The 17,808-nt window shown below is 64.1% G+C and carries 19 protein-coding genes; 4 read left to right on the top strand and 15 right to left on the bottom strand.

Annotated features, from left to right (window positions below):
• Window positions 1-269 precede the first annotated feature (269 nt).
• Window positions 270-482 (bottom strand): hypothetical protein, encoded by a 213-nt coding sequence (locus tag ABJ196_RS11515; protein ID WP_347307228.1) that lies wholly within the window; start codon window positions 480-482, stop codon window positions 270-272.
• A gap of 140 nt (window positions 483-622) precedes the next feature.
• Here ABJ196_RS11515 and ABJ196_RS11510 point away from each other — a divergent pair, with 140 nt between their 5' ends.
• Window positions 623-1,735 carry a PrpF domain-containing protein gene (locus ABJ196_RS11510; protein WP_347307226.1) on the top strand — a complete coding sequence of 371 codons (1,113 nt, stop codon included), beginning with the start codon at window positions 623-625 and terminating at the stop codon, window positions 1,733-1,735.
• Between the two features lie 68 nt (window positions 1,736-1,803).
• On the opposite strand, the gene pyk is transcribed toward ABJ196_RS11510, so the two are convergent.
• The 14 genes from pyk to hisD all read right to left on the bottom strand — a co-directional run bounded on the left by pyk (window position 1,804) and on the right by hisD (window position 14,692).
• Complete coding sequence (gene pyk, locus ABJ196_RS11505; protein WP_347307236.1) at window positions 1,804-3,225, bottom strand: pyruvate kinase; 1,422 nt, start codon at window positions 3,223-3,225, stop codon at window positions 1,804-1,806.
• 159 nt (window positions 3,226-3,384) lie between these two features.
• Complete coding sequence (lgt, locus tag ABJ196_RS11500) at window positions 3,385-4,323, bottom strand: prolipoprotein diacylglyceryl transferase (RefSeq protein WP_347307234.1); 939 nt, start codon at window positions 4,321-4,323, stop codon at window positions 3,385-3,387.
• A 46-nt stretch (window positions 4,324-4,369) separates the two neighbouring features.
• The gene (locus tag ABJ196_RS11495) at window positions 4,370-5,215 is read right to left on the bottom strand and encodes an indole-3-glycerol phosphate synthase TrpC (protein WP_347307224.1); all 846 of its coding nucleotides are present in this window, start codon (window positions 5,213-5,215) and stop codon (window positions 4,370-4,372) included.
• A 215-nt stretch (window positions 5,216-5,430) separates the two neighbouring features.
• On the bottom strand, window positions 5,431-6,066 hold the full coding sequence (locus tag ABJ196_RS11490) for a TIGR02234 family membrane protein (protein ID WP_257045505.1): 636 nt from the start codon (window positions 6,064-6,066) through the stop codon (window positions 5,431-5,433).
• A 42-nt stretch (window positions 6,067-6,108) separates the two neighbouring features.
• A complete protein-coding gene (hisI, locus tag ABJ196_RS11485; protein ID WP_347307222.1) occupies window positions 6,109-6,495 on the bottom strand; it encodes a phosphoribosyl-AMP cyclohydrolase in 387 nt (128 codons plus the stop codon).
• Window positions 6,492-7,280, bottom strand: coding sequence for an imidazole glycerol phosphate synthase subunit HisF (gene hisF, locus ABJ196_RS11480; RefSeq protein WP_347307220.1), 789 nt, complete (start codon window positions 7,278-7,280; stop codon window positions 6,492-6,494). Before hisF ends, hisI begins: the two co-directional genes overlap by 4 nt.
• Before the next feature lie 5 nt (window positions 7,281-7,285).
• Window positions 7,286-8,143: an inositol monophosphatase gene (locus ABJ196_RS11475; protein ID WP_347307218.1), complete on the bottom strand. Its 858-nt coding sequence runs from the start codon at window positions 8,141-8,143 to the stop codon at window positions 7,286-7,288.
• Window positions 8,144-8,173: 30 nt separating this feature from the next.
• Window positions 8,174-8,938 (bottom strand): bifunctional 1-(5-phosphoribosyl)-5-((5-phosphoribosylamino)methylideneamino)imidazole-4-carboxamide isomerase/phosphoribosylanthranilate isomerase PriA, encoded by a 765-nt coding sequence (gene priA / locus ABJ196_RS11470; RefSeq protein ID WP_257068325.1) that lies wholly within the window; start codon window positions 8,936-8,938, stop codon window positions 8,174-8,176.
• Window positions 8,939-9,030: 92 nt separating this feature from the next.
• Window positions 9,031-9,669 carry an imidazole glycerol phosphate synthase subunit HisH gene (gene hisH / locus ABJ196_RS11465; RefSeq protein ID WP_347307216.1) on the bottom strand — a complete coding sequence of 213 codons (639 nt, stop codon included), beginning with the start codon at window positions 9,667-9,669 and terminating at the stop codon, window positions 9,031-9,033.
• A gap of 3 nt (window positions 9,670-9,672) precedes the next feature.
• Complete coding sequence (locus ABJ196_RS11460; RefSeq protein ID WP_347307214.1) at window positions 9,673-10,971, bottom strand: MFS transporter; 1,299 nt, start codon at window positions 10,969-10,971, stop codon at window positions 9,673-9,675.
• Between the two features lie 228 nt (window positions 10,972-11,199).
• Window positions 11,200-11,367 carry a hypothetical protein gene (locus ABJ196_RS11455; RefSeq protein WP_347307238.1) on the bottom strand — a complete coding sequence of 56 codons (168 nt, stop codon included), beginning with the start codon at window positions 11,365-11,367 and terminating at the stop codon, window positions 11,200-11,202.
• 4 nt (window positions 11,368-11,371) lie between these two features.
• Window positions 11,372-11,983 carry an imidazoleglycerol-phosphate dehydratase HisB gene (hisB, locus tag ABJ196_RS11450; RefSeq protein ID WP_347307232.1) on the bottom strand — a complete coding sequence of 204 codons (612 nt, stop codon included), beginning with the start codon at window positions 11,981-11,983 and terminating at the stop codon, window positions 11,372-11,374.
• Window positions 11,984-12,127: 144 nt separating this feature from the next.
• Window positions 12,128-13,267, bottom strand: a complete 1,140-nt coding sequence (locus ABJ196_RS11445; RefSeq protein WP_347307212.1) for a histidinol-phosphate transaminase — start codon at window positions 13,265-13,267, stop codon at window positions 12,128-12,130.
• 105 nt (window positions 13,268-13,372) lie between these two features.
• Complete coding sequence (gene hisD / locus ABJ196_RS11440; protein ID WP_347307230.1) at window positions 13,373-14,692, bottom strand: histidinol dehydrogenase; 1,320 nt, start codon at window positions 14,690-14,692, stop codon at window positions 13,373-13,375.
• Window positions 14,693-14,941: 249 nt separating this feature from the next.
• Between hisD and ABJ196_RS11435 the strand changes: the two genes are divergently transcribed.
• From ABJ196_RS11435 to ABJ196_RS11425, 3 genes are all read left to right on the top strand, one after another.
• Window positions 14,942-15,886, top strand: a complete 945-nt coding sequence (locus ABJ196_RS11435) for a YbjN domain-containing protein (RefSeq protein ID WP_347307210.1) — start codon at window positions 14,942-14,944, stop codon at window positions 15,884-15,886.
• A gap of 170 nt (window positions 15,887-16,056) precedes the next feature.
• A complete protein-coding gene (locus ABJ196_RS11430) occupies window positions 16,057-17,265 on the top strand; it encodes a YbjN domain-containing protein (RefSeq protein WP_347307208.1) in 1,209 nt (402 codons plus the stop codon).
• A gap of 146 nt (window positions 17,266-17,411) precedes the next feature.
• Entirely contained in the window at window positions 17,412-17,711 is a 300-nt protein-coding gene (locus ABJ196_RS11425; protein ID WP_347307206.1) for a winged helix-turn-helix transcriptional regulator, read from the top strand.
• Window positions 17,712-17,808 lie beyond the last annotated feature (97 nt).

Raw genomic sequence — 17,808 nt, 5'->3', positions numbered from 1 at the left:
CGTCGTGCCACAGTAGTCATTCTGGCTTATCTCCTTATGCGGGATGGATTCCCACACACAAACCATCAGACACCCTCGCAGTTCGCGGTCGGTGACGGTTGCAGCCAAGGTGAAAGAGATGGAAGGGCTTGTCCCCTACTTCTCTAGTGCCACCTGGAACTAGATGGATCCTGCCTTCTCGACCTCCACAAAGCCGAGGCTCGGAGCCTCGACCCCAAAGTCAGCCCACGTGACAGGGGATAGAACCTGCGACCATGAGAGTTCCGTCTTTAGCCACGAGCTGAGCTGGCACCTTCTACAACCTTCCACTGTCCGTTCACGTCGAGTGCTTCTCCCCCGGCGCTATCAGCCGGAGCTGACGCCAGTGTAGGAGCGGCGACGTCACTCGACTCGTTGGCCGCATAGATACGAGGAATGACGAGGGCTGCGGCGACGAGGATGACGATGGCGATAACAGCGCCAACAATAATTTTCGGCTTCATTTCTATCCTTTTATCTAGTTCTAACTTCAAAGTTGAAGGCTATAGGGAAAGTTTGGCCGCCGAAAGCGCACGACCACCATCCGGGAAAATGTCGAACGAACTTCCAGTTGACTGCCCGCAAGTGAAGTACATTCGACAGCATGACTACCGGTGAGAATTCGAACGACATCCAGTGGCTCAAAGCCTGCTTCATCCGAGGGGGCACGTCGAAGGGCGTCTTCTTCACTGCGGCAGACTTACCGGCTAACCGAGCAGAACGTGATGCCCTCTTCTGCGCAATGATGGGCTCGCCGGATCCGAACGGACGGCAGCTCGATGGAATGGGCGGCGGTATTTCTTCTCTGTCCAAGGTCATGATTGTGGAAACGGCGAGCGACGATGAGCATGACCTCGCGTATACTTTCGCCCAGGTCGCTGTCGATAGTGCGTCGGTGGATTATTCGGCAAATTGCGGTAATCTCTCCTCCGCTATTGCACCGTTCGCGCTCGAGACAGGCCTCCTGACGTTACCCGATGGCGAGCATGCCGTTCGATTGCTCAATACGAATACCTCGAAGACAGTCATCACCCGTCTCACGGTTGTTGGTGGCCACGCCCAGATACATGGAGACTTCGCGCTGCCGGGCGTTGCGGGCACTGGCGCTCCCATTACCTTGGAATACCCCGATCCGGCCGGCAGCCGCACCAGCGGGTTGCTGCCTACGGGAAATGCCACGGATATTGTGCACGATGAGGACGGCGACATTGAGGTCTCGCTCGTCGACGCATGCCTGCCCATGGTCTTCGTGCGTGCTTCGGACATAAACGCAGACCCAACGCAGTTGTCCTTCGATGGGACCGAGGTTATGGCTCGACTCGAACGGATCCGTGCCGCCGGCGCGAAGCTCATGGGGATGGAGCCCGCGCAGGCCGCGCCGAAGATTGCTGTCGTGGCGCCACCGACTGCGGCACCGCTGCTGGATGGGACGCAGCTCGAGGCAGAGGGTCACGACGTCCTCGTGCGCACTCTGAGCATGCAGAAGACGCACAAGGCAGTGCCTGGCACGGGCGCAATGTGCATCGCCGCGGCCGCATCCATCGAGGGGAGCATCATCGCCGAAGCGATTGGCTCGTCCGAGCTGCGTTCAGTACGCATCGGCACGCCGTCTGGTGCGGTGACCGCTGGCGCGCGCTATGACGGCAACGCGCTCGCGGCGACCCAGCTGGTGCGCAGCGCCCGCATCCTCATGCGCGGAGAAGTTGCCGTGCCCTAGAGACTCACCGCATGCGAAAGCCCTCCGTGTTCATGCTGTGAACGCGGAGGGCTTCGTTGGTGAAGGGATTACTTCATCTTCGTGGTTTCACCCAGGGTGTGAACCTGAACCATGTTGGTGTTGCCAGCAATTCCCGGAGGCGTACCAGCGATGACGACAACCATGTCGCCTTCGTTGTAGCGATCCATCGCGAGGAGGGCCTCGTCAATGGCGGTCATCATGTCATCAGTGGACTTGACGGACGGTGTGAGGAAGGTCTCCGCGCCCCAGGTCAGAGCCAGCTGTGAGCGCACCTCAGGGTTCGGCGTGAACGCGAGGAGCGGCAGGTGCGAGTGCAGGCGAGCCACGCGCTTGGCGGTATCACCCGACGTGGTGAAGGCGACGATGGCCTTGGCGTTGAGACGCTCTGCGATATCGCGTGCCGAGTAGGACACGATGCCGCGCTTGGTGCGCGGGACGTGAGACAGCGGCGGCACGGTGCCATCGGTCTCCGCGGAGGAGACGATGCGGCCCATGGTGCGCACGACGTTCTGCGGGTCGATACCCACGGAGGTCTCGCCAGAGAGCATGACAGCATCAGCACCGTCGAGGACGGCGTTGGCAACGTCAGAGGCCTCAGCACGCGTCGGGCGCAGGTTGTTGATCATGGAGTCGAGCATCTGCGTGGCAACGATGACCGGCTTAGCGTTCTCACGCGCGATCTGGATGGCGCGCTTCTGGAACAGCGGCACCTGCTCGAGCGGAACCTCGACTCCGAGGTCGCCGCGGGCAATCATGATGGCGTCGAAGGCAAGGACGATGGACTCGACGGCGTCCACGGCCTCCGGCTTCTCAAGCTTGGCGATGACCGGCACGCGGCGGCCTTCCTCGTCCATGATCTGGTGGACGAGGTCGACGTCAGCCGGGGAACGCACGAAGGACAGGGCGACGAGGTCGACACCGAGTTTCAGCGCGAAGCGCAGGTCGCGGATGTCCTTCTCGGACAGGGCCGGTACGGAGACGTCCATGCCCGGCAGGGAGACGCCCTTGTTATTGGAGACCGGGCCGCCCTCGACGACCTCACAGACAACGTCGTTGCCGTCAACTTCCTTGCAGACCACGGCCACCTTGCCGTCGTCAATGAGGAGGCGGTCGCCCGGCTTGGCGTCCTGGGCGAGGTTCTTGTAGGTGGTGGACACGCGGTCGTGCGTGCCTTCGACGTCGTCGACGGTGATGCGAACGATCTCGCCGTTGTTCCACATTTCCTCGGTGTTCTTAAAGCGACCAAGGCGAATCTTCGGTCCCTGAAGGTCGGCGAGAATACCGACGGCGCGGCCGGTCTCATCCGTAGCTTCGCGAACCCATTTGTAGTTCTTCTCGTGATCCTCCGGATCACCGTGCGACATGTTGAGACGGGCAACGTCCATGCCGTCTTGGACTAGGCGGAGGATACCGTCCTTACTCGCGACGGCGGGGCCGAGCGTACAGACAATCTTGGTTCTTCTGTCCAGCATTCTTTTCTAAACCTTCTCGGTTGGGAACTGTAACGAGTCCCAACGTACCCGCGTTTGATGTTTCCAGCCAATAAAAATGCCACAACAACTGTCTATTCGGACACAAAACCACAAAAGCCCAGTTCCAAACGGGCGGAACCAGACTCAAATAAGGGACTATCTTTCGGGCTTCGATGGGCTCGATGCGGGAGACGCGAAAAGCTCCTGGGACGCGCCTGAGGGGGCATCGGCAAGCTCTGCGTGATAGCGCGGATCGACCTCCGCCGGGGTCTCTTGGCCCCGGCGCAGGCGGAAGAAGATGACGAGCGCCACGACAAAGCACACGACGGAGACAATGACGTTGATGCGCAGACCAAAGACGTGCGTGGCCTCGTCCGAGCGCATGTTCTCGACGACGAAGCGCCCCAGCGTATAGCCGGCGACGTAGAGGGCAAAGACGCGGCCGTGCCCAAGTTTCCACTTCTTTTGCGCCCAGATGAGGAAGAGACACACGGCGACATTCCACAGCGCCTCGTAGAGGAAAGTGGGATGGACGCTGGCGATGACCTCGCCCGTGGAACGACCCGTCACCGGGGCGTACTTGCCGGCTTCGTCGACGCGGTAGTAGATGTCGAGCGCCCACGGCACGGTGGTCTCGCGGCCGTAGAGTTCTTGGTTAAACCAGTTGCCGAAGCGGCCAATGGCTTGAGCGAGGATGAGTCCGGGGGCCACGGCGTCGGCGAAGGGCGCGAAGGGCACCTTCTTCACCTTGAACATGACCCAGAGCGCGACCGCGCCCAAGGCTACCGCGCCCCAAATGCCCAGGCCACCGTTGGTCACCTTGAACACGTCCATGGGGTTGCGGCCCTCGCCAAAGTACTTATCGTGGTCCGTGATGACGTGGTACAGGCGCCCGCCAATGATGCCGGCGGGGATGATGACGATGGCCGCGTCCCACACGGTGTCCGGGTTGCCGCCGCGCGCGGTGTAGCGACGCAGCGTAAGCCACAGCGCGACGAGGATGCCGAGGATAATGCATAGCGCATAGGCACGGACAGGAATGGGACCGAGGTGCCATACGCCCTGCGACGGGGACGGGATATTAGCCAGGATCATTTCTTGCACACCGATAGTGTGCCAAATCGTCGCCTACTGCGCGCGCTTACCCCTTGCGGGAGGGGCAGGCCGGGTGCTGGCCGGTGGCGACGAGGCGGCGCGCGAGTCCCAACGGATCGGTCGCCGCCATAATGGACTCCCCCACGAGCACCGAGTCCGCGCCATGCGACGCGTAGTCAAAAAGGTTGCGGGAGTTCTCCACGCCACCCACGGCGACGCGGACGACGGACTCGGGAAGTCCGGGAACGATGGTGGCAAACGCCTCGCGGTACAGCTCATCCGAGGCGAGCGTCCACGCGTTGATGCCAATGAGTGAGGCGCCGGCCTCGAGCGCTCTGTCAGCCTCTTCAGGACTGCGGACCTCGGCGAGGGCACACATGCCCAGCGACTCGATGCGGTCGAGCAAGGATTCCAGGCGAGGCTGCTCGAGAAGCTCCACTTGGAGAGGCACGACGTCCGCGCCATAGCAACGCGCCTCATGAATCTGATACGGGTCGATGATGATATCGCGGCAGATCATGGGCACCGTCGTGGCCTCGCGCACGTGGGCCATATCGGCGAGCGATCCGTGGAAACGGTGGCGCTCCGTCTGCACGGCGAGGAGGCGCACCCCCACTGACTCCAGATTGTGCGCGAGATGCGCCATGGCTTCTGGGGTGTCGAGGTGCACGATTTCGCCGCGATAGGGCACGGCGCGCTTGAGCTCCGTGATGATGGAACAGCCGGGGGCGAGGAAGGCAGCCTTCGCGTCGCGCGGGGTATCCATGGCACGGGAACGGGCCTTGATGTCGCGGAAGCTCACCAGTGCCTCGCGGGCGTCAACGTCCTTGCGCACAGCAGCGACGAGCCGGTCTACGACCAGAGACCGGGGCGCGTGAAGTGGGGCACTCACCGTTACCTCCCGTCACCTGTCTCAGCAGGACATCGCTACCGCCTGCCGCGGGGTCCACGGTCAGGCCTGGAACTGCAAGGAATGAGTCTTAGCGTAGCGGGCAGGAGCGCGCACATAGAAATCACGCCCCAGCGCACTGCCCCCGTTTCGGAAACTCCAGGTAAACACGCATGCCTGCGCAGGGTCTGCCCGGCGAGAGCACAACGACGATGAATTTAACGGTGGCCAGTCGGGTCCGTGGGATCGATATCCTCGTCAAGGGCGTCCCACATGACGCGCCCGGAGTCGGGCGCGGTCTCGAGTTCTTCTTCGAGCTTTTCCGCGCGGGCTGCCTTCGTCTCATACTTGGTCGAGCGCACGCCGTCAGCACCGGGACGCATGGCGAGCAGGATGCCGCCCACGAGTCCGAACGCCGCGGCGATGAGCGCCAGCACCGGGCCGAGCGGGCTCACGGTCGCGTCGCGAACGACGGCCCAACTGGAGATAGCGACGGACTCCACCGCGTTGTCATTAGACTGCTGCGCCTGAAGCAGCATCTGCAGGCGGGCGAGATCCACCTGCGAGGTCAGTGCCGCCATGGGACGCCAGGACACGCCGATGGCCGCGAGCGCCACGACGGCGCCCACGATGCGGCGGGCGGTGCGGCGCAGCGCGAGTCCCGCGATGACGCCGGCGAGGAAGAGCAACGCGATGGCGGTGAGTTCCAGCGACCACGTGCTGCCCTGCACGGCGAGCTCCCCCGTGCCCGCTTTATCGTCGTCCACCGTCGCCGTAATCCACGTCGTCTGCGAAGAAAACCACAGCACAATCGCGGCCACAGCCATCAACAGCGGTCCGAATTTTCTGCCCACAGGGCACGCCTCCTCGGTACGACGCGTTACGCGTCTTTGGTTCTAGTCGTGCTCGCCGAGCAGCAGATCCGCGTCAAAGCACGTGCGGTCGCCTGTGTGGCAGGCGCCGCCGGTCTGCTCGACCACGAGCAAAATAGTGTCGCCGTCGCAGTCTAGTCGCACGGACTTCACCGCCTGCACGTGGCCGGAGGTAAGCCCCTTGATCCAGTACTCCTGGCGCGAGCGCGAGTAGTACGTACCGCGTCGCGTGGCCAGCGTATACGCCAGCGCGTGGTCATCCATCCACGCCATCATGAGGACCTCGCCCGAGTCCGCCTGCACAACGGCGGGTACAAGGCCCACGTCATTGCGCTTGAGACGCGCGGCGATCGCGGGGTCGAGCTCGAACTCGGCCGGGTCGTCAGAAACCTGTGCAGTCTCAGTATTCATCGACGCACCTCGAATCCGGCGTCCGCGAGAGCGTCCTTGACCTCAGAGAGGGCAACATCGCCGAAGTGGAAAATGGAGGCGGCGAGCACCGCGTCCGCACCGGCTGCAACGGCGGGCGGGAAGTCTTCCGCCTTGCCCGCGCCACCAGAAGCAATCACCGGAATGTGCACGGCCGCGCGCACGAGCTCGAGAAGCTCGATGTCAAAGCCCTCGCGCGTGCCGTCACCGTCCATGGAGTTGAGCAGGATCTCCCCTACCCCGAGCTCCTCGCCGCGGCGCGCCCACGCGACGGCGTCAAGCCCCGCCGAGCGGGTGCCGCCATGCGTCGTGACCTCAAACCCCGACGGGAAGTCGCCGGACGCCAGCGCCTCCAGGTCCTTGACGCGGCGGGCATCGACGGACAAAACGATGCACTGGGAGCCAAAGACGTCCGCGAGCTCGCGCAGCAGCTCCGGGCGCGCGATGGCTGAGGAGTTGACCGACACTTTATCCGCGCCGGCGCGCAGGAGCTCACGCACGTCCTGTTCGGAACGCACGCCGCCGCCCACGGTAAGCGGAATAAAAACCTGGTCCGCCGTGCGGCGCACGACATCGAGCATGGTGCCGCGGCCGTCCTTCGAGGCGGACACGTCCAAGAAGGTCAGCTCGTCCGCACCGAGTTTGTCATAGCGGGCGGCGAGTTCGACCGGATCGCCTGCGTCGCGCAGGTTTTCAAAGTTCACGCCCTTGACCACGCGTCCGTGATCGACGTCGAGACAAGGGATAACGCGCACTGCGAGTGCCATGAAAACTAGATCCTATTCTTATCGATTGCGTCCATGAGGGTGGCGTGGACCTGCGGGGTGCCCACCACGAGGCCGCGCGAGAGCGCCGTCCATTCGTTGCCCTCGGGGTCCGTGGCGATGCCGCCGGCGGCCTTGACGAGCAAGGCACCCGCCGCGTTGTCCCACGGATGGATGGAGAAGTTGAGCGCGCCGTCAAAGACGCCCTGGGCCACGAAAGCGGTGTCGAGGCCCACCGAGCCGGTCATGCGCGGGCGCAGGCCGGTATGGCGCAGATGCCGGTAAATGTCGGTGCTCAGGTGCGAGGAGCAGCCAATATGGCCGCGGGAGTCCTCAAAGCCGAGGGCATCGGGTCCCCCACCAGAGCCACCACGCGGGCCGCCCACGGAACGCAGCGGCGTGCCTTCCGCAGCCGCGACACGGCGTCCCAGCAGCGGGAAGTCAGCGACGGCGGCGACGGGCTTGCCCTCCATGAGCAGCGCGACGAGCACGCCGCACAGCGGGTTGCCCGCCGAGTAATTCGCCGTGCCGTCGATGGGGTCAACGACCCAAACGGGGCCGGAGGTGAGCGCCTTGATTCGCGCTGCGCTTTCCGATGCCGCCGCGTATTCCGCCGCGCCCTGGTCATAGGTCGACCCCGGTGCCGCGGCACCGGTTTCCTCGCCAAAGACGTGAATGCCGGTGAGCTGCGTGAGCGACTGGCGTAGCTCCGATTCGATGGCAAGGTCCACCTCGGTCGCGAAGTCGCCTTCGCCCTTGAAGCGAGCCGGGCGCGCGCCCAAGCCGTCGATGAAGGCAGGGCTCACGGAATCAACCGTCGCCTCCGCAATGGCCAACATGTCTACCGGTGACAGCGCGTTATCCATCGATGGATCCTTCCCAGCCGTGAGTGCGGCTTAGATTCCCGCTTCTTCGGGGTACGGTTCGACCTCGGCCACGGCGGCGAGCGCCTCGGTGAGCGTGAACTTCTTTTCGTAGAGGGCCTTACCGATGATCGCTGAGTCGATACCCTCATTCTCGTACAGGGCCAGCTCGCGCAGGTCGTCGAGGCTCGAGATGCCTCCCGATGCCGTCACCTTGGCGTCCGTTGCCGCCGCGACCTCGCGCAAGAGCTCGACGTTCGGTCCGGTGAGCGTGCCGTCCTTGGTCACGTCCGTGACGACAAAGCGCTGGCAGCCTGCGGCGTCGAGGCGCTCGAGGACCTCCCACAGATCGCCGCCGTCGGAGACCCAGCCATTACCGCGCGTGCGCCACTCGCCATCACTCTCGCGCACGGCGAGGTCCACCGCGATCTGGTCGCCGTGGCTGGCGAGCACCTGAGCAATCCACTCCGGGTTCTCGAGCGCGGCCGTACCGATGTTGACGCGGCGCGCGCCCGTGGCGAGCGCGCGCTCCAGCGAAGCGTCGTCACGGATGCCACCGGTGAGCTCGACCTCGATGTCGAGCTTCGCCGTAATCTCCGCCATGAGCTCGTGGTTCGAGCCACGGTTGAACGCGGCGTCGAGGTCCACGAAGTGCAGCCACTGGGCGCCCTGCGCCTGCCACTCGAGGGCCGCCTCGAGCGGCGCACCGTAGGACTTCTCGGTACCGGCCTCTCCCTGGTCGAGACGAACAGCCTGGCCATCGACAACGTCGACCGCGGGCAACAACGTAAAGCTCATGGGTGATTTTCCTTCTAGGACGATACGACAGTGGCAATGACTTTGGATTTTACAACGCGGCGGAATGACGCGCGGCGGAAAGCGACGCAGCGCTAGAGCGTCTCGAGCCAGTTCTTCAGCAGCTGGCTTCCGGCGTCCCCGGACTTCTCAGGGTGGAACTGGGTGGCCCACAGCGCACCGTTTTCGATGGCAGCGACGAAGCGGTCTCCGCCGTACTCGGACCACGTCACCTTGGGCGGTTCCGTAATTTCGGTCTCGAGCGTCCATGCGCGCACGCCGTAGGAGTGCACGAAGTAGAAACGTTCATCCGCGTCGAGCTCCGCAAACATCTGGGAGTCCTGCGGAACCTCGACGGTATTCCAGCCCATGTGCGGCAGCACATCCGCATGAAGGCGCTCCACGAGACCCGGCCACTCCCCGCAGCCTTCCGCATCGACGCCATGCTCGTTGCCGGCGTCGAAGAGAACCTGCATACCGACGCAGATGCCCATGACGGGGCGTCCGCCGGCCAGACGCTGTCCAATAACGCGAGGGCCGTGGACGGCACGCAGGCCGTCCATGCATGCCGCGAACGCACCCACGCCGGGTACGAGCAGGCCGTCGGCTTCGACCGCAATCTTGGGGTCTGCCGTGACGGTTACATCGGCGCCCACGCGTTCGAGGGCGCGCTGTGCCGAGCGCAGATTACCTGCGCCGTAGTCGAGAAGGGCTACCTTCTTGGTTCCAGTCATGGATTACACCTTACGCAGTCGCTTGAGTCGTGTCTTGATGTTGCCGTACTCGGTCACGCGGTGTGCGCCAAGGTAAAGGTCGAGACCCGTCATGGCCACGCCGCCGATGATGATGAACGCGCCCGCACCGTAAGCACCGGCGTAGCCCCACAGCGGAACGAGCGCAGCAAGAACCACGGAACCCAGCCCGGTGCCGGAATCATAGAAGATATTCCACACCGCGGAGGCCTCCGAGACGTTCTCACGCGGCAGGCGGTTGAACATAGACAGCAGCGCCTCGTTTTGGATGACGCCAAACGCACCACCAATAGCGACGGCGGCGAGGACGAGCCACCACACCGACCAGCCGAAGGCGACGGTCGCGGCCATGAGCCCCATGCCCGCGAAGCCGATGAGCTGCGCCGGGATGGTGAGCACGCCAGGGCGTCCCGTCCGGTCCGCGAACTCACCCGCCGCATAGCGGAAGACCATGGCGGCACCACCCACGATGGACAGCATGATGCCGCCGAGCACCGCGCCCGTCACGGGATCGATCTCGCGCACGGAGGCTGGCAGGAAGGACGAGACGAGGCCGTAGCTCATAGACAGCGTGGTCACAGAAAGCGCCGGCACGAGCACAAGCTTCCACATCGCCACGCGCGGCGGGCCATCAGTGTGCTCGCGCGCCGCGGCACGGTCCGCCTTGGATTCCGGTCGCACGCGCGGCAAGCGGATGCACATGATGGCGGCGAAAAGCCCCATTGCGGCCGCCAGGATATAGACGGCCGAGAATCCCCATGCTGACTCGATGGCAAGGCCCGCAGGCAGGAATAACATCTGGGACAGGCCGATAAAGACGCCCATCATGCCGGTCGCCTTGCCCAAGTAGCGCAGCGGAACGAGTTCCGCGATGAGCGCTGACTCGGCCACGGTGAGCGCACCGAAGCCCACGCCGCGCAGTGCACAAAAGAGGAGCACGAGCCAGGGCTCCGTGCCGAGGAGATGCCCCAGAGCCGGGACGCCGAGCATAAACGCGGCGCCCGCCATGACGGGACGGTAGCCGAAGGTACGCAGCAGCCGCGGAGTAACGATCTGGGTGAGCACGGTCGCCGCCATGAAGATACCCGTGGTCGCGCCGGCCAACCCGGCCGAGCCGCCGTTGTCGAGCACCGCAAGCGGAAGCAGCGGCAACAGCAGTGACCACGCGCCGAAGGCCGCCGCGATAGCCGCCATCGTTTCCAGATAGCCAGGAACCCGCCACAGGCTAAAAGCCGTGCCCGTAGCGCTCCCCTGTTGATCGACCTGCGGCGTCTCCTGCGACACCACCTCACCCGCCTTTCTCCGTCTGCCTGTTGTAGCCGCGGCACGCACTCATGCCACGCCGCGCCCAGCGCAAGCGTCTCAGACGGAAGTTTTCTCCCGCTGCGGCATGAACAGATACGTGCCGGAGCCTTAATCTGTAGGAACCTTTATGTATAGACGTTCACCAGCGTAGACGGCAAACGCAGGCCGGGCTACCGAGCCAGCTGCTGAACATACTGTGCAGTGAAACTATCCGTGCATCTGCGGGATCATCCACGCCACCGACGCGGCAAAGGCGATCGCCGCGAGGAAGCTTGCGATAATCGTCCAGAATTTCGAGCCATTTTGATACGCTGCCCACGCACCGCCAGCGAGCAAGCCAGCAATGAGGAACAGGATCCACACCATAAAGAACACGGGTCTAGAGTGCACCCTTTGTCGAAGGAATGCCACTCACGCGCGGATCTGGCTCGACGGCCTGGCGCAGTGCACGGGCTACTGCCTTGTACTCGGCCTCCGTAATGTGGTGCGGGTCGCGGCCGTAGCGGACGTTGACGTGAAGCGTCACGTCAGAGTGCATGGCGAAGGTCTCGAAGAAGTGGCGGTTAATGACGGTGGCGTAGTGACCACCGATGATCTGCCATTCCATGTTCTCTGGCTCGCCATTCATCACGAAGTAGGGGCGACCCGAAATGTCGACCACGCCCTCGACGAGGGTCTCGTCCATGGGCAGCAGCTGGGAGCCGAAACGACGAATGCCCTTCTTATCCCCCAGTGCCTCGAGGAACGCGCGCCCCAAAACAATGGCGGTGTCTTCGACCGTGTGGTGCGCGTCGACGTCGAGGTCGCCCTGCGCGTGGACCTTAAGGTCAAAGGAGCCGTGCGTCGCGAACGCGGTGAGCATGTGTGCAAAGAACGGCAGGCCGCAGCCGATATCGGACTTGCCGGTGCCGTCGAGGTTGATCTCCACGGTGATCTGCGACTCGGAGGTGATGCGCTGGGCGGTACCAATGCGCTGCGGACGCGCCTCCATGGTGCCACCGTGGGCGGCGACGTCAGGAGCCTTCTCAATCCGGGAGTCCGTCACGGTGTCTTCCGCGCGCTGCGGTTCGAGGGTGTTGTCGTTCATGGTTGCAAAGATAGCTTTCGTCGAGGTGGAGTGGGGTCGAACAGCGGGCTAGCTGCGCGGCGTGATGAAGCCGGTGAGCTGCTGCGCGGCGGAGAGGAACGCGTCGTTTTCTTCCGGGAGGCCGATGGTTGTGCGCAGGAAGCCGTCCACCCCCACGTCGCGGATGAGCACGTCGCGATTCAAGAACTCCTCCCACACCTCGTGCTGGTCCGCGAAGCGACCGAAGAAGACGAAATTAGACTCGCTGGGCACGACCTCATAGCCGAGCTCCTCAAGACGGGAAACAACGCGGTCACGCTGCACGGCAAGCTTGGCCACCGTGCCCAGCGTGTCCTTGCTGTGGCGCAGCGCCACGCGCGCGGCCGCCTGGGACAGGACGGAGAGGTGGTACGGCAGACGCACCAACATGACGGCCTCGACGAACGCAGGATGCGCAACGAAATAGCCCAGGCGTCCGCCAGCGAAGTCGAAGGCCTTCGACATCGTGCGGGAAACCACGAGCTTCGTCGGGTACTTCGCCAGCAGCGTCGTGGACGACGGCGAGTCCGAGAATTCCATGTAGGCCTCGTCGACGATGACGATGCCCGGCGCAGCATCAATGAGCTTCTCGATGTCCTCGAGCGGAGTGACGTCACCCGTCGGGTTATTCGGCGTCGTAATGAAGACGATATTGGGCTGCTGCTCCGCGATGGCGGCGAGTGCCGCATCCAGATCAATGCGGAAGTTCTCGTCACGTGGGCAGTTGAGGAACTGCGTCTGCGTGCCCGCCGCGAGGATGGGATGCATGGAGTAAGACGGCTGGAAGCCGAGCACCGTGCGGCCCGGGCCACCGAAAGCCTGGAGGAGCTGCTGGAGCACCTCGTTTGAGCCGTTAGCGGCCCACACCTGCTCGTAGCTCACCTCGACACCGGTTTGCTCGGAGACGTACGCGGCCAGGTCACGACGCAGCTCGACGGCGTCGCGCTCCGGGTAGCGGTTGAGCGTCGTGGCCAAGCGAGCAACCTCGGCGACGAGATCGTCGACGAGTGCCTGGGACGGCGGGTAGGGGTTCTCGTTCGTGTTGAGCTGGTTGGCGACGGTGAGCTGCGGGGCGCCGTAGGCGGACTTGCCGCGCAGCTCGTCGCGCAGGGGCAGGTCCTCGAGCGTGATGCCCGAAGCGGAGGTTTCGTTCGTTGCGTTCGCGGTCATGGTGATGGGGTCTTTCTCTGGGAGTCGGGGTATGCGACTAAGACGTAACGCGGGGTGCTCGTTGCCGAGTACCCCGCGTCGGTCGATGGTGCGATGCGGGGCGGGTTAATGCGCGAAGCGGGCGCGGATGGCCTCGCCGTGGGCCGGCAGGGCCTCGGCGTTAGCGAAGTGGACGATCTTGTCTGCGATCTCGCCCAGCGCGTCCTTGTCGTATTCGATGAGGTTGACCGGGCGCAGGAAGGTGTGCGTGGACAGGCCTGCGCTAAAGCGTGCGGAACCAGAGGTGGGCAGCACATGGTTAGAGCCTGCCATGTAGTCACCCAGCGGCACCGGCGAGTAGGAGCCCACGAAGATGGCGCCTGCGTGCTTGATGCGCTCGGCGACCGCACGCGAGTCGGCAGTGTGGATTTCGAGGTGCTCCGCGGCATACGCGTCAGCGACCTTGATGCCGGCCTCGAGGTCGTCGACGAGGACGATGCCGGACTGCTGGCCACGCAGGGCTTGCTCGGCGCGCTCGGAGTTCGCGGTGACTTGATAGCGGGAAGACACCTCGGTCTCGACGGCATCGGCAAGCTCCTGCGAATCCGTGATGAGGACGCTCGCCGCCATGGGATCATGCTCGGCCTGCGAGATGAGGTCGTAGGCTACGAAGACCGGGTCAGCCGTCTTATCGGCGAGGATAGCGATCTCGGTCGGGCCAGCTTCCGCGTCGGTGCCGACGACGCCGCGCACGAGACGCTTAGCCGCAGTGACAAAGATATTGCCGGGACCCGTAATAATGTCGACGGGCTCAAGGGGTTCCTCCCCCGCCGGGTTATCGTCGCCGTAGGCAAGAAGGGCGACGGCCTGGCCGCCACCGACGGCCCAGACCTCATCGACGCCGAGGATGTGGCAGGTGGCCAGCACCGTGGGGTGCGGCAGACCGCCAAAGTCCTTCTGCGGCGGGGAGGCCACGACGAGCGTCGAGGCGCCAGCTTCCTGGGCCGGAACCGTATTCATGATGACGGAAGACGGGTAGACCGCCTTGCCGCCCGGGACGTAGAGACCCACGCGCTCGATGGGCGCGAAGACCTCCGTGACGGTGGCGCCCGGCGCGAGCTCCGTGGTGTGGTTCTCCGGCTTCTGCTCCGCGTGGACCTTGCGCACGCGGGCAATGGATTCCTCAATGGCGGCGCGGACCTCAGGACCCAGCTCTGCGGCAGCCTTGGCGAGTTCTTCCGCGGGCACGCGCACTGTAGCGGGGCGTACGCCGTCGAATTTCTCGCCACAGTCGAGCGCCGCGGCGGCGCCGCCGTCGCGCACTGCGTCGACCAAGGGCTGGACCTTGTCGAGGACGGCGGCAACATCCGTGCCGCCGCGGGGCAGGGCGCGGCGCACAGCCGCTGTGGTCATGGTGGTTCCGCGCATGTCGGTGACCTGAAGCACGAGACGTCCTCTCATATCCTTCGGCCGCGGGAAGCTCCCGCGATCAGCGAATGTGAATTTATGTACTGTACCTATTTTTATACTCCTACAGATAATCGTTCATTCCACCGGGTAGCCCCATATCGAATGACCGAAACTGCGGACAGCACCCTAGCCTACGGGTTAGACTCGTGGGCAGCTGGGGATTTTGCCCGTTTTCTCCTTTCGGCCCCCTCATTTTGAGCCCCATCACCTCGGGAGGTGACCGCAGTGAATACCTCGAAGGCCGCACGCCCTGTGACCCTCGCACGACTTGCTCGCGCGGCACGGCTCGCCGGACATAGCGCCGTTACCCAGAAGCCCACACTCCTTGTCTTCGACCATGGCTCGATTGCGACCACCACCATTGAGCCGGATGAAGGCGATCCGGAATCCCCGGAATACATCGTGACGACCACACACCACACGCCGCTGAGCTTCGACGCGTTGCGCGACGCCGCGGAGCTCGTCAACGACTGGAACCACGACTGTCTCACGCCCACGCTCGTGCTCAACTTCGACAGCACGGACGAGGTCGCAATAACGGGAACCACGGTCATCGATGGGCGCCAGGGCATGACAGACGAACAGCTGGTCGCCGCCGCGGATCAGGCCATAGATAACGCCTCGGCCTTTGTGCACAAGCTCGTGGAGCGCTTCCCTACCGTCACGCTCACTCCGCCGGTAACGCTGCGCGATGAGGGACTCACGTCTGAACCGGACGAGGCCTTCGATAACCAGGCCTACGCCGTGGACACCGACCGTATCGCCGCGTCGCTCGCGTCCATCGGCATTGACAAACTCCAACGGACCGACGCTACCGAAGGCAAGGCCATTTACGCCTGGATTAACGAGGTCCTCTTCGCCTTCGTCCTCGATAATGGTCCGTCGCTCGTGGTTAAGGGGCACTGGGACCCGAATCTCCCCGGCTCGGAGTTCCTCCGTGCCTTCCTCGTGTGCAATGACTTCAACCGCATGTCTGACTCACCAGTGGCCTATTGCCACAGCAACGTGGACGGCCTGCAGATTCGTCTCGACCTCGCCGTGACCGTCGCCGCCGGCATGACAGACCGCCAACTGCGTTCCACGCTGGGCACCGCGCTCAAGACCATGCTCCACGGCGTAGACCACATCGCCAAAGAAGTCTCCGGGCAATCGCCCGTCTCCTGGCCCTAACCCGCGCCAGCCCGGCCTGTGTGAGAGTGTTCGACGGTGTTCGAGAGTGTTCGAATACTTTCGATATAGCCGGGGCTCGTGTCGAGGGGGCCGCTTAACGTATCGGGGCGTGGGAGAAACCCCTACTTCTCCCCGCCATTGCCCCTACGACATTCAAGGAGGCGGTCTCCATGACCCCCGATGCGTCTTCAGTAGCTTTCCCTGCGACCGCGGATACGGCTCGCCCGTTAACCTTCGAGCGCGTCGTAGACGTCGTCGACGAGCTCATTGACCACTTCACGACTGACGCGGACGAGGCGGAGATTACTTTCCGCCTGCCCAAGTTCGATGTTCTCATCGGCGTGGCGGGTAAGTGGGGCGAGGTACTCCTCGTCAAAGGCACGCTTAACACGAGTGTCGAGCCGCGGTTGGCCGGGTATCTGGCGCAGACCATCAACGACATGAACACGCGCCGCATGGTGCCCGTTGCCTACACGTCCGTCACGGAGCGCGGTTATCTCCTTACTCACCTGCGTGCGTCGCTCGACGCGGAAGCGTGGGTCACGGATGCCCAACTGCGCGATTTCCTTGATACCGCTATTGGCACGATGGTAGATGCGGTGCGCGAACTCAGCGAAGCCGTCCCCGAGGTCGTCGGTCCGCCGGACGGGTACGCGGAGGCCATGGGCGAGGCTCCTACGACGACGCCCATGCCCGTCACGGCTGACCGTATCCGCGCGGCTCTCAGCGCCGAGGACATCGTGCACACGGAGGTCTCTGAGGACGAGATGACCGTACGCTGCCGTATCGACGGTAGGTGGACCTTCTTCCGCATCATCAACGATGGCCGCTGGCTGACCATCCGCACCTTTGCCCGGGAGGCGGGCGAGCTCTCCCAGCTCTTCGCCATCTCGACGGTACTCGATAACTATAACGCGGGTGATGCCTCGCTGCTTGCCAGCGCCAGCGTCCACGAGGACGAGGTGCAAGTCTCGCTCGCCCGCAACTGGCTCATTGGCAACGGCATGACCGCAGCCCAGTTGCGCTATGCCGTACACACCGCAGTCCACGGCGCCTACATCTCTTTCGAGTCCCTGGAACCGCAGCTCGCCCCGTTGCTCGCGCCGCAGCTGCCGGAAATCACCCGCACGGAGGAGGCGGAAGACGCAATCCAGCTCTTCACTGCGGACTCGGACGCCGCAGACGACCCCGCCGAGGACGAGGACTGGGACGACGAGGACTGGGAGGAGTGGGAAGACGAGGACGACGTCGAGCACCCCGTCGATCCCAATCAGATGGGTCTCGACTTGGGTCTCACGGATGATGAAGCAGAGAAGACCGAGGACGCGGCAGAGGAAGAAGAGCACGACGAGGACGGCACAACCCCGCAGGCCGAATAAGCCTCGCAGAGTGGCCTCACTGGCAGCGCGTGCTGCGTAGGGTAAGTCACATGCGCAACCTCACAGTGCGCGCTATAGAAGGCTGCCTGCTCGAAACTGCGATGATGCTCATCAGCGACTGTTAGAAGGTCACGCTCATTCAGGCGTTGCTCGATGCGGACAATCCGTTGCGCTACAGCGAGCTGCGGGACGCCGCGGGCGGGGTCTCGGGCCGTACCCTCACCCGGCAACTGCGCGAGCTCGCGGACGATGGGCTCGTGCTCCGCGAGTTTAACCCCGAGGTCCCGCCGCGCGTGGAGTACGCGCTAACTCCCATCGCGCGGCGGCTCGAGCCGACTATCGCCGAGCATCAGGCCTGGGGCGCCGACTGGGCCACAGAAGGTGCCGGAGTGGGCGGCGGGGTGGGTGCCGACGCCGGAGTCGGTGCAGGAGTCGCCACGCGGTAGTGCGAGTCCGGGCCTACAGCGTCCGGCACGATGCGCTGCGCGTCGAATTCGTCCAGGGTGTGGTACGCGGGCGCAGGGCAGGCTCAGGGCGGCTTCA

The sequence above is a fragment of the Corynebacterium sp. SA-MJD20WY100 genome (genome assembly GCF_039822565.1).
In the GTDB taxonomy this organism is placed as follows: Bacteria; Actinomycetota; Actinomycetes; order Mycobacteriales; family Mycobacteriaceae; genus Corynebacterium; species Corynebacterium phoceense_A.
Note: the sequence above shows the minus strand (reverse complement) of the source record. Positions and strands in the feature narration are given on the sequence as shown.

Coding starts and splice junctions, on each gene's coding strand:
- ABJ196_RS11515 (WP_347307228.1), bottom strand. CDS start 482: ATGAAGCCGAAAATTATTGTTGGCGCTGTTATCGCCATCGTCATCCTC.
- ABJ196_RS11510 (WP_347307226.1), top strand. CDS start 623: ATGACTACCGGTGAGAATTCGAACGACATCCAGTGGCTCAAAGCCTGC.
- lgt (WP_347307234.1), bottom strand. CDS start 4,323: ATGATCCTGGCTAATATCCCGTCCCCGTCGCAGGGCGTATGGCACCTC.
- hisI (WP_347307222.1), bottom strand. CDS start 6,495: ATGAATACTGAGACTGCACAGGTTTCTGACGACCCGGCCGAGTTCGAG.
- hisF (WP_347307220.1), bottom strand. CDS start 7,280: ATGGCACTCGCAGTGCGCGTTATCCCTTGTCTCGACGTCGATCACGGA.
- ABJ196_RS11475 (WP_347307218.1), bottom strand. CDS start 8,143: ATGGATAACGCGCTGTCACCGGTAGACATGTTGGCCATTGCGGAGGCG.
- priA (WP_257068325.1), bottom strand. CDS start 8,938: ATGAGCTTTACGTTGTTGCCCGCGGTCGACGTTGTCGATGGCCAGGCT.
- hisH (WP_347307216.1), bottom strand. CDS start 9,669: ATGACTGGAACCAAGAAGGTAGCCCTTCTCGACTACGGCGCAGGTAAT.
- hisB (WP_347307232.1), bottom strand. CDS start 11,983: ATGGAGGCGCGTCCGCAGCGCATTGGTACCGCCCAGCGCATCACCTCC.
- ABJ196_RS11445 (WP_347307212.1), bottom strand. CDS start 13,267: ATGACCGCGAACGCAACGAACGAAACCTCCGCTTCGGGCATCACGCTC.
- ABJ196_RS11430 (WP_347307208.1), top strand. CDS start 16,057: ATGACCCCCGATGCGTCTTCAGTAGCTTTCCCTGCGACCGCGGATACG.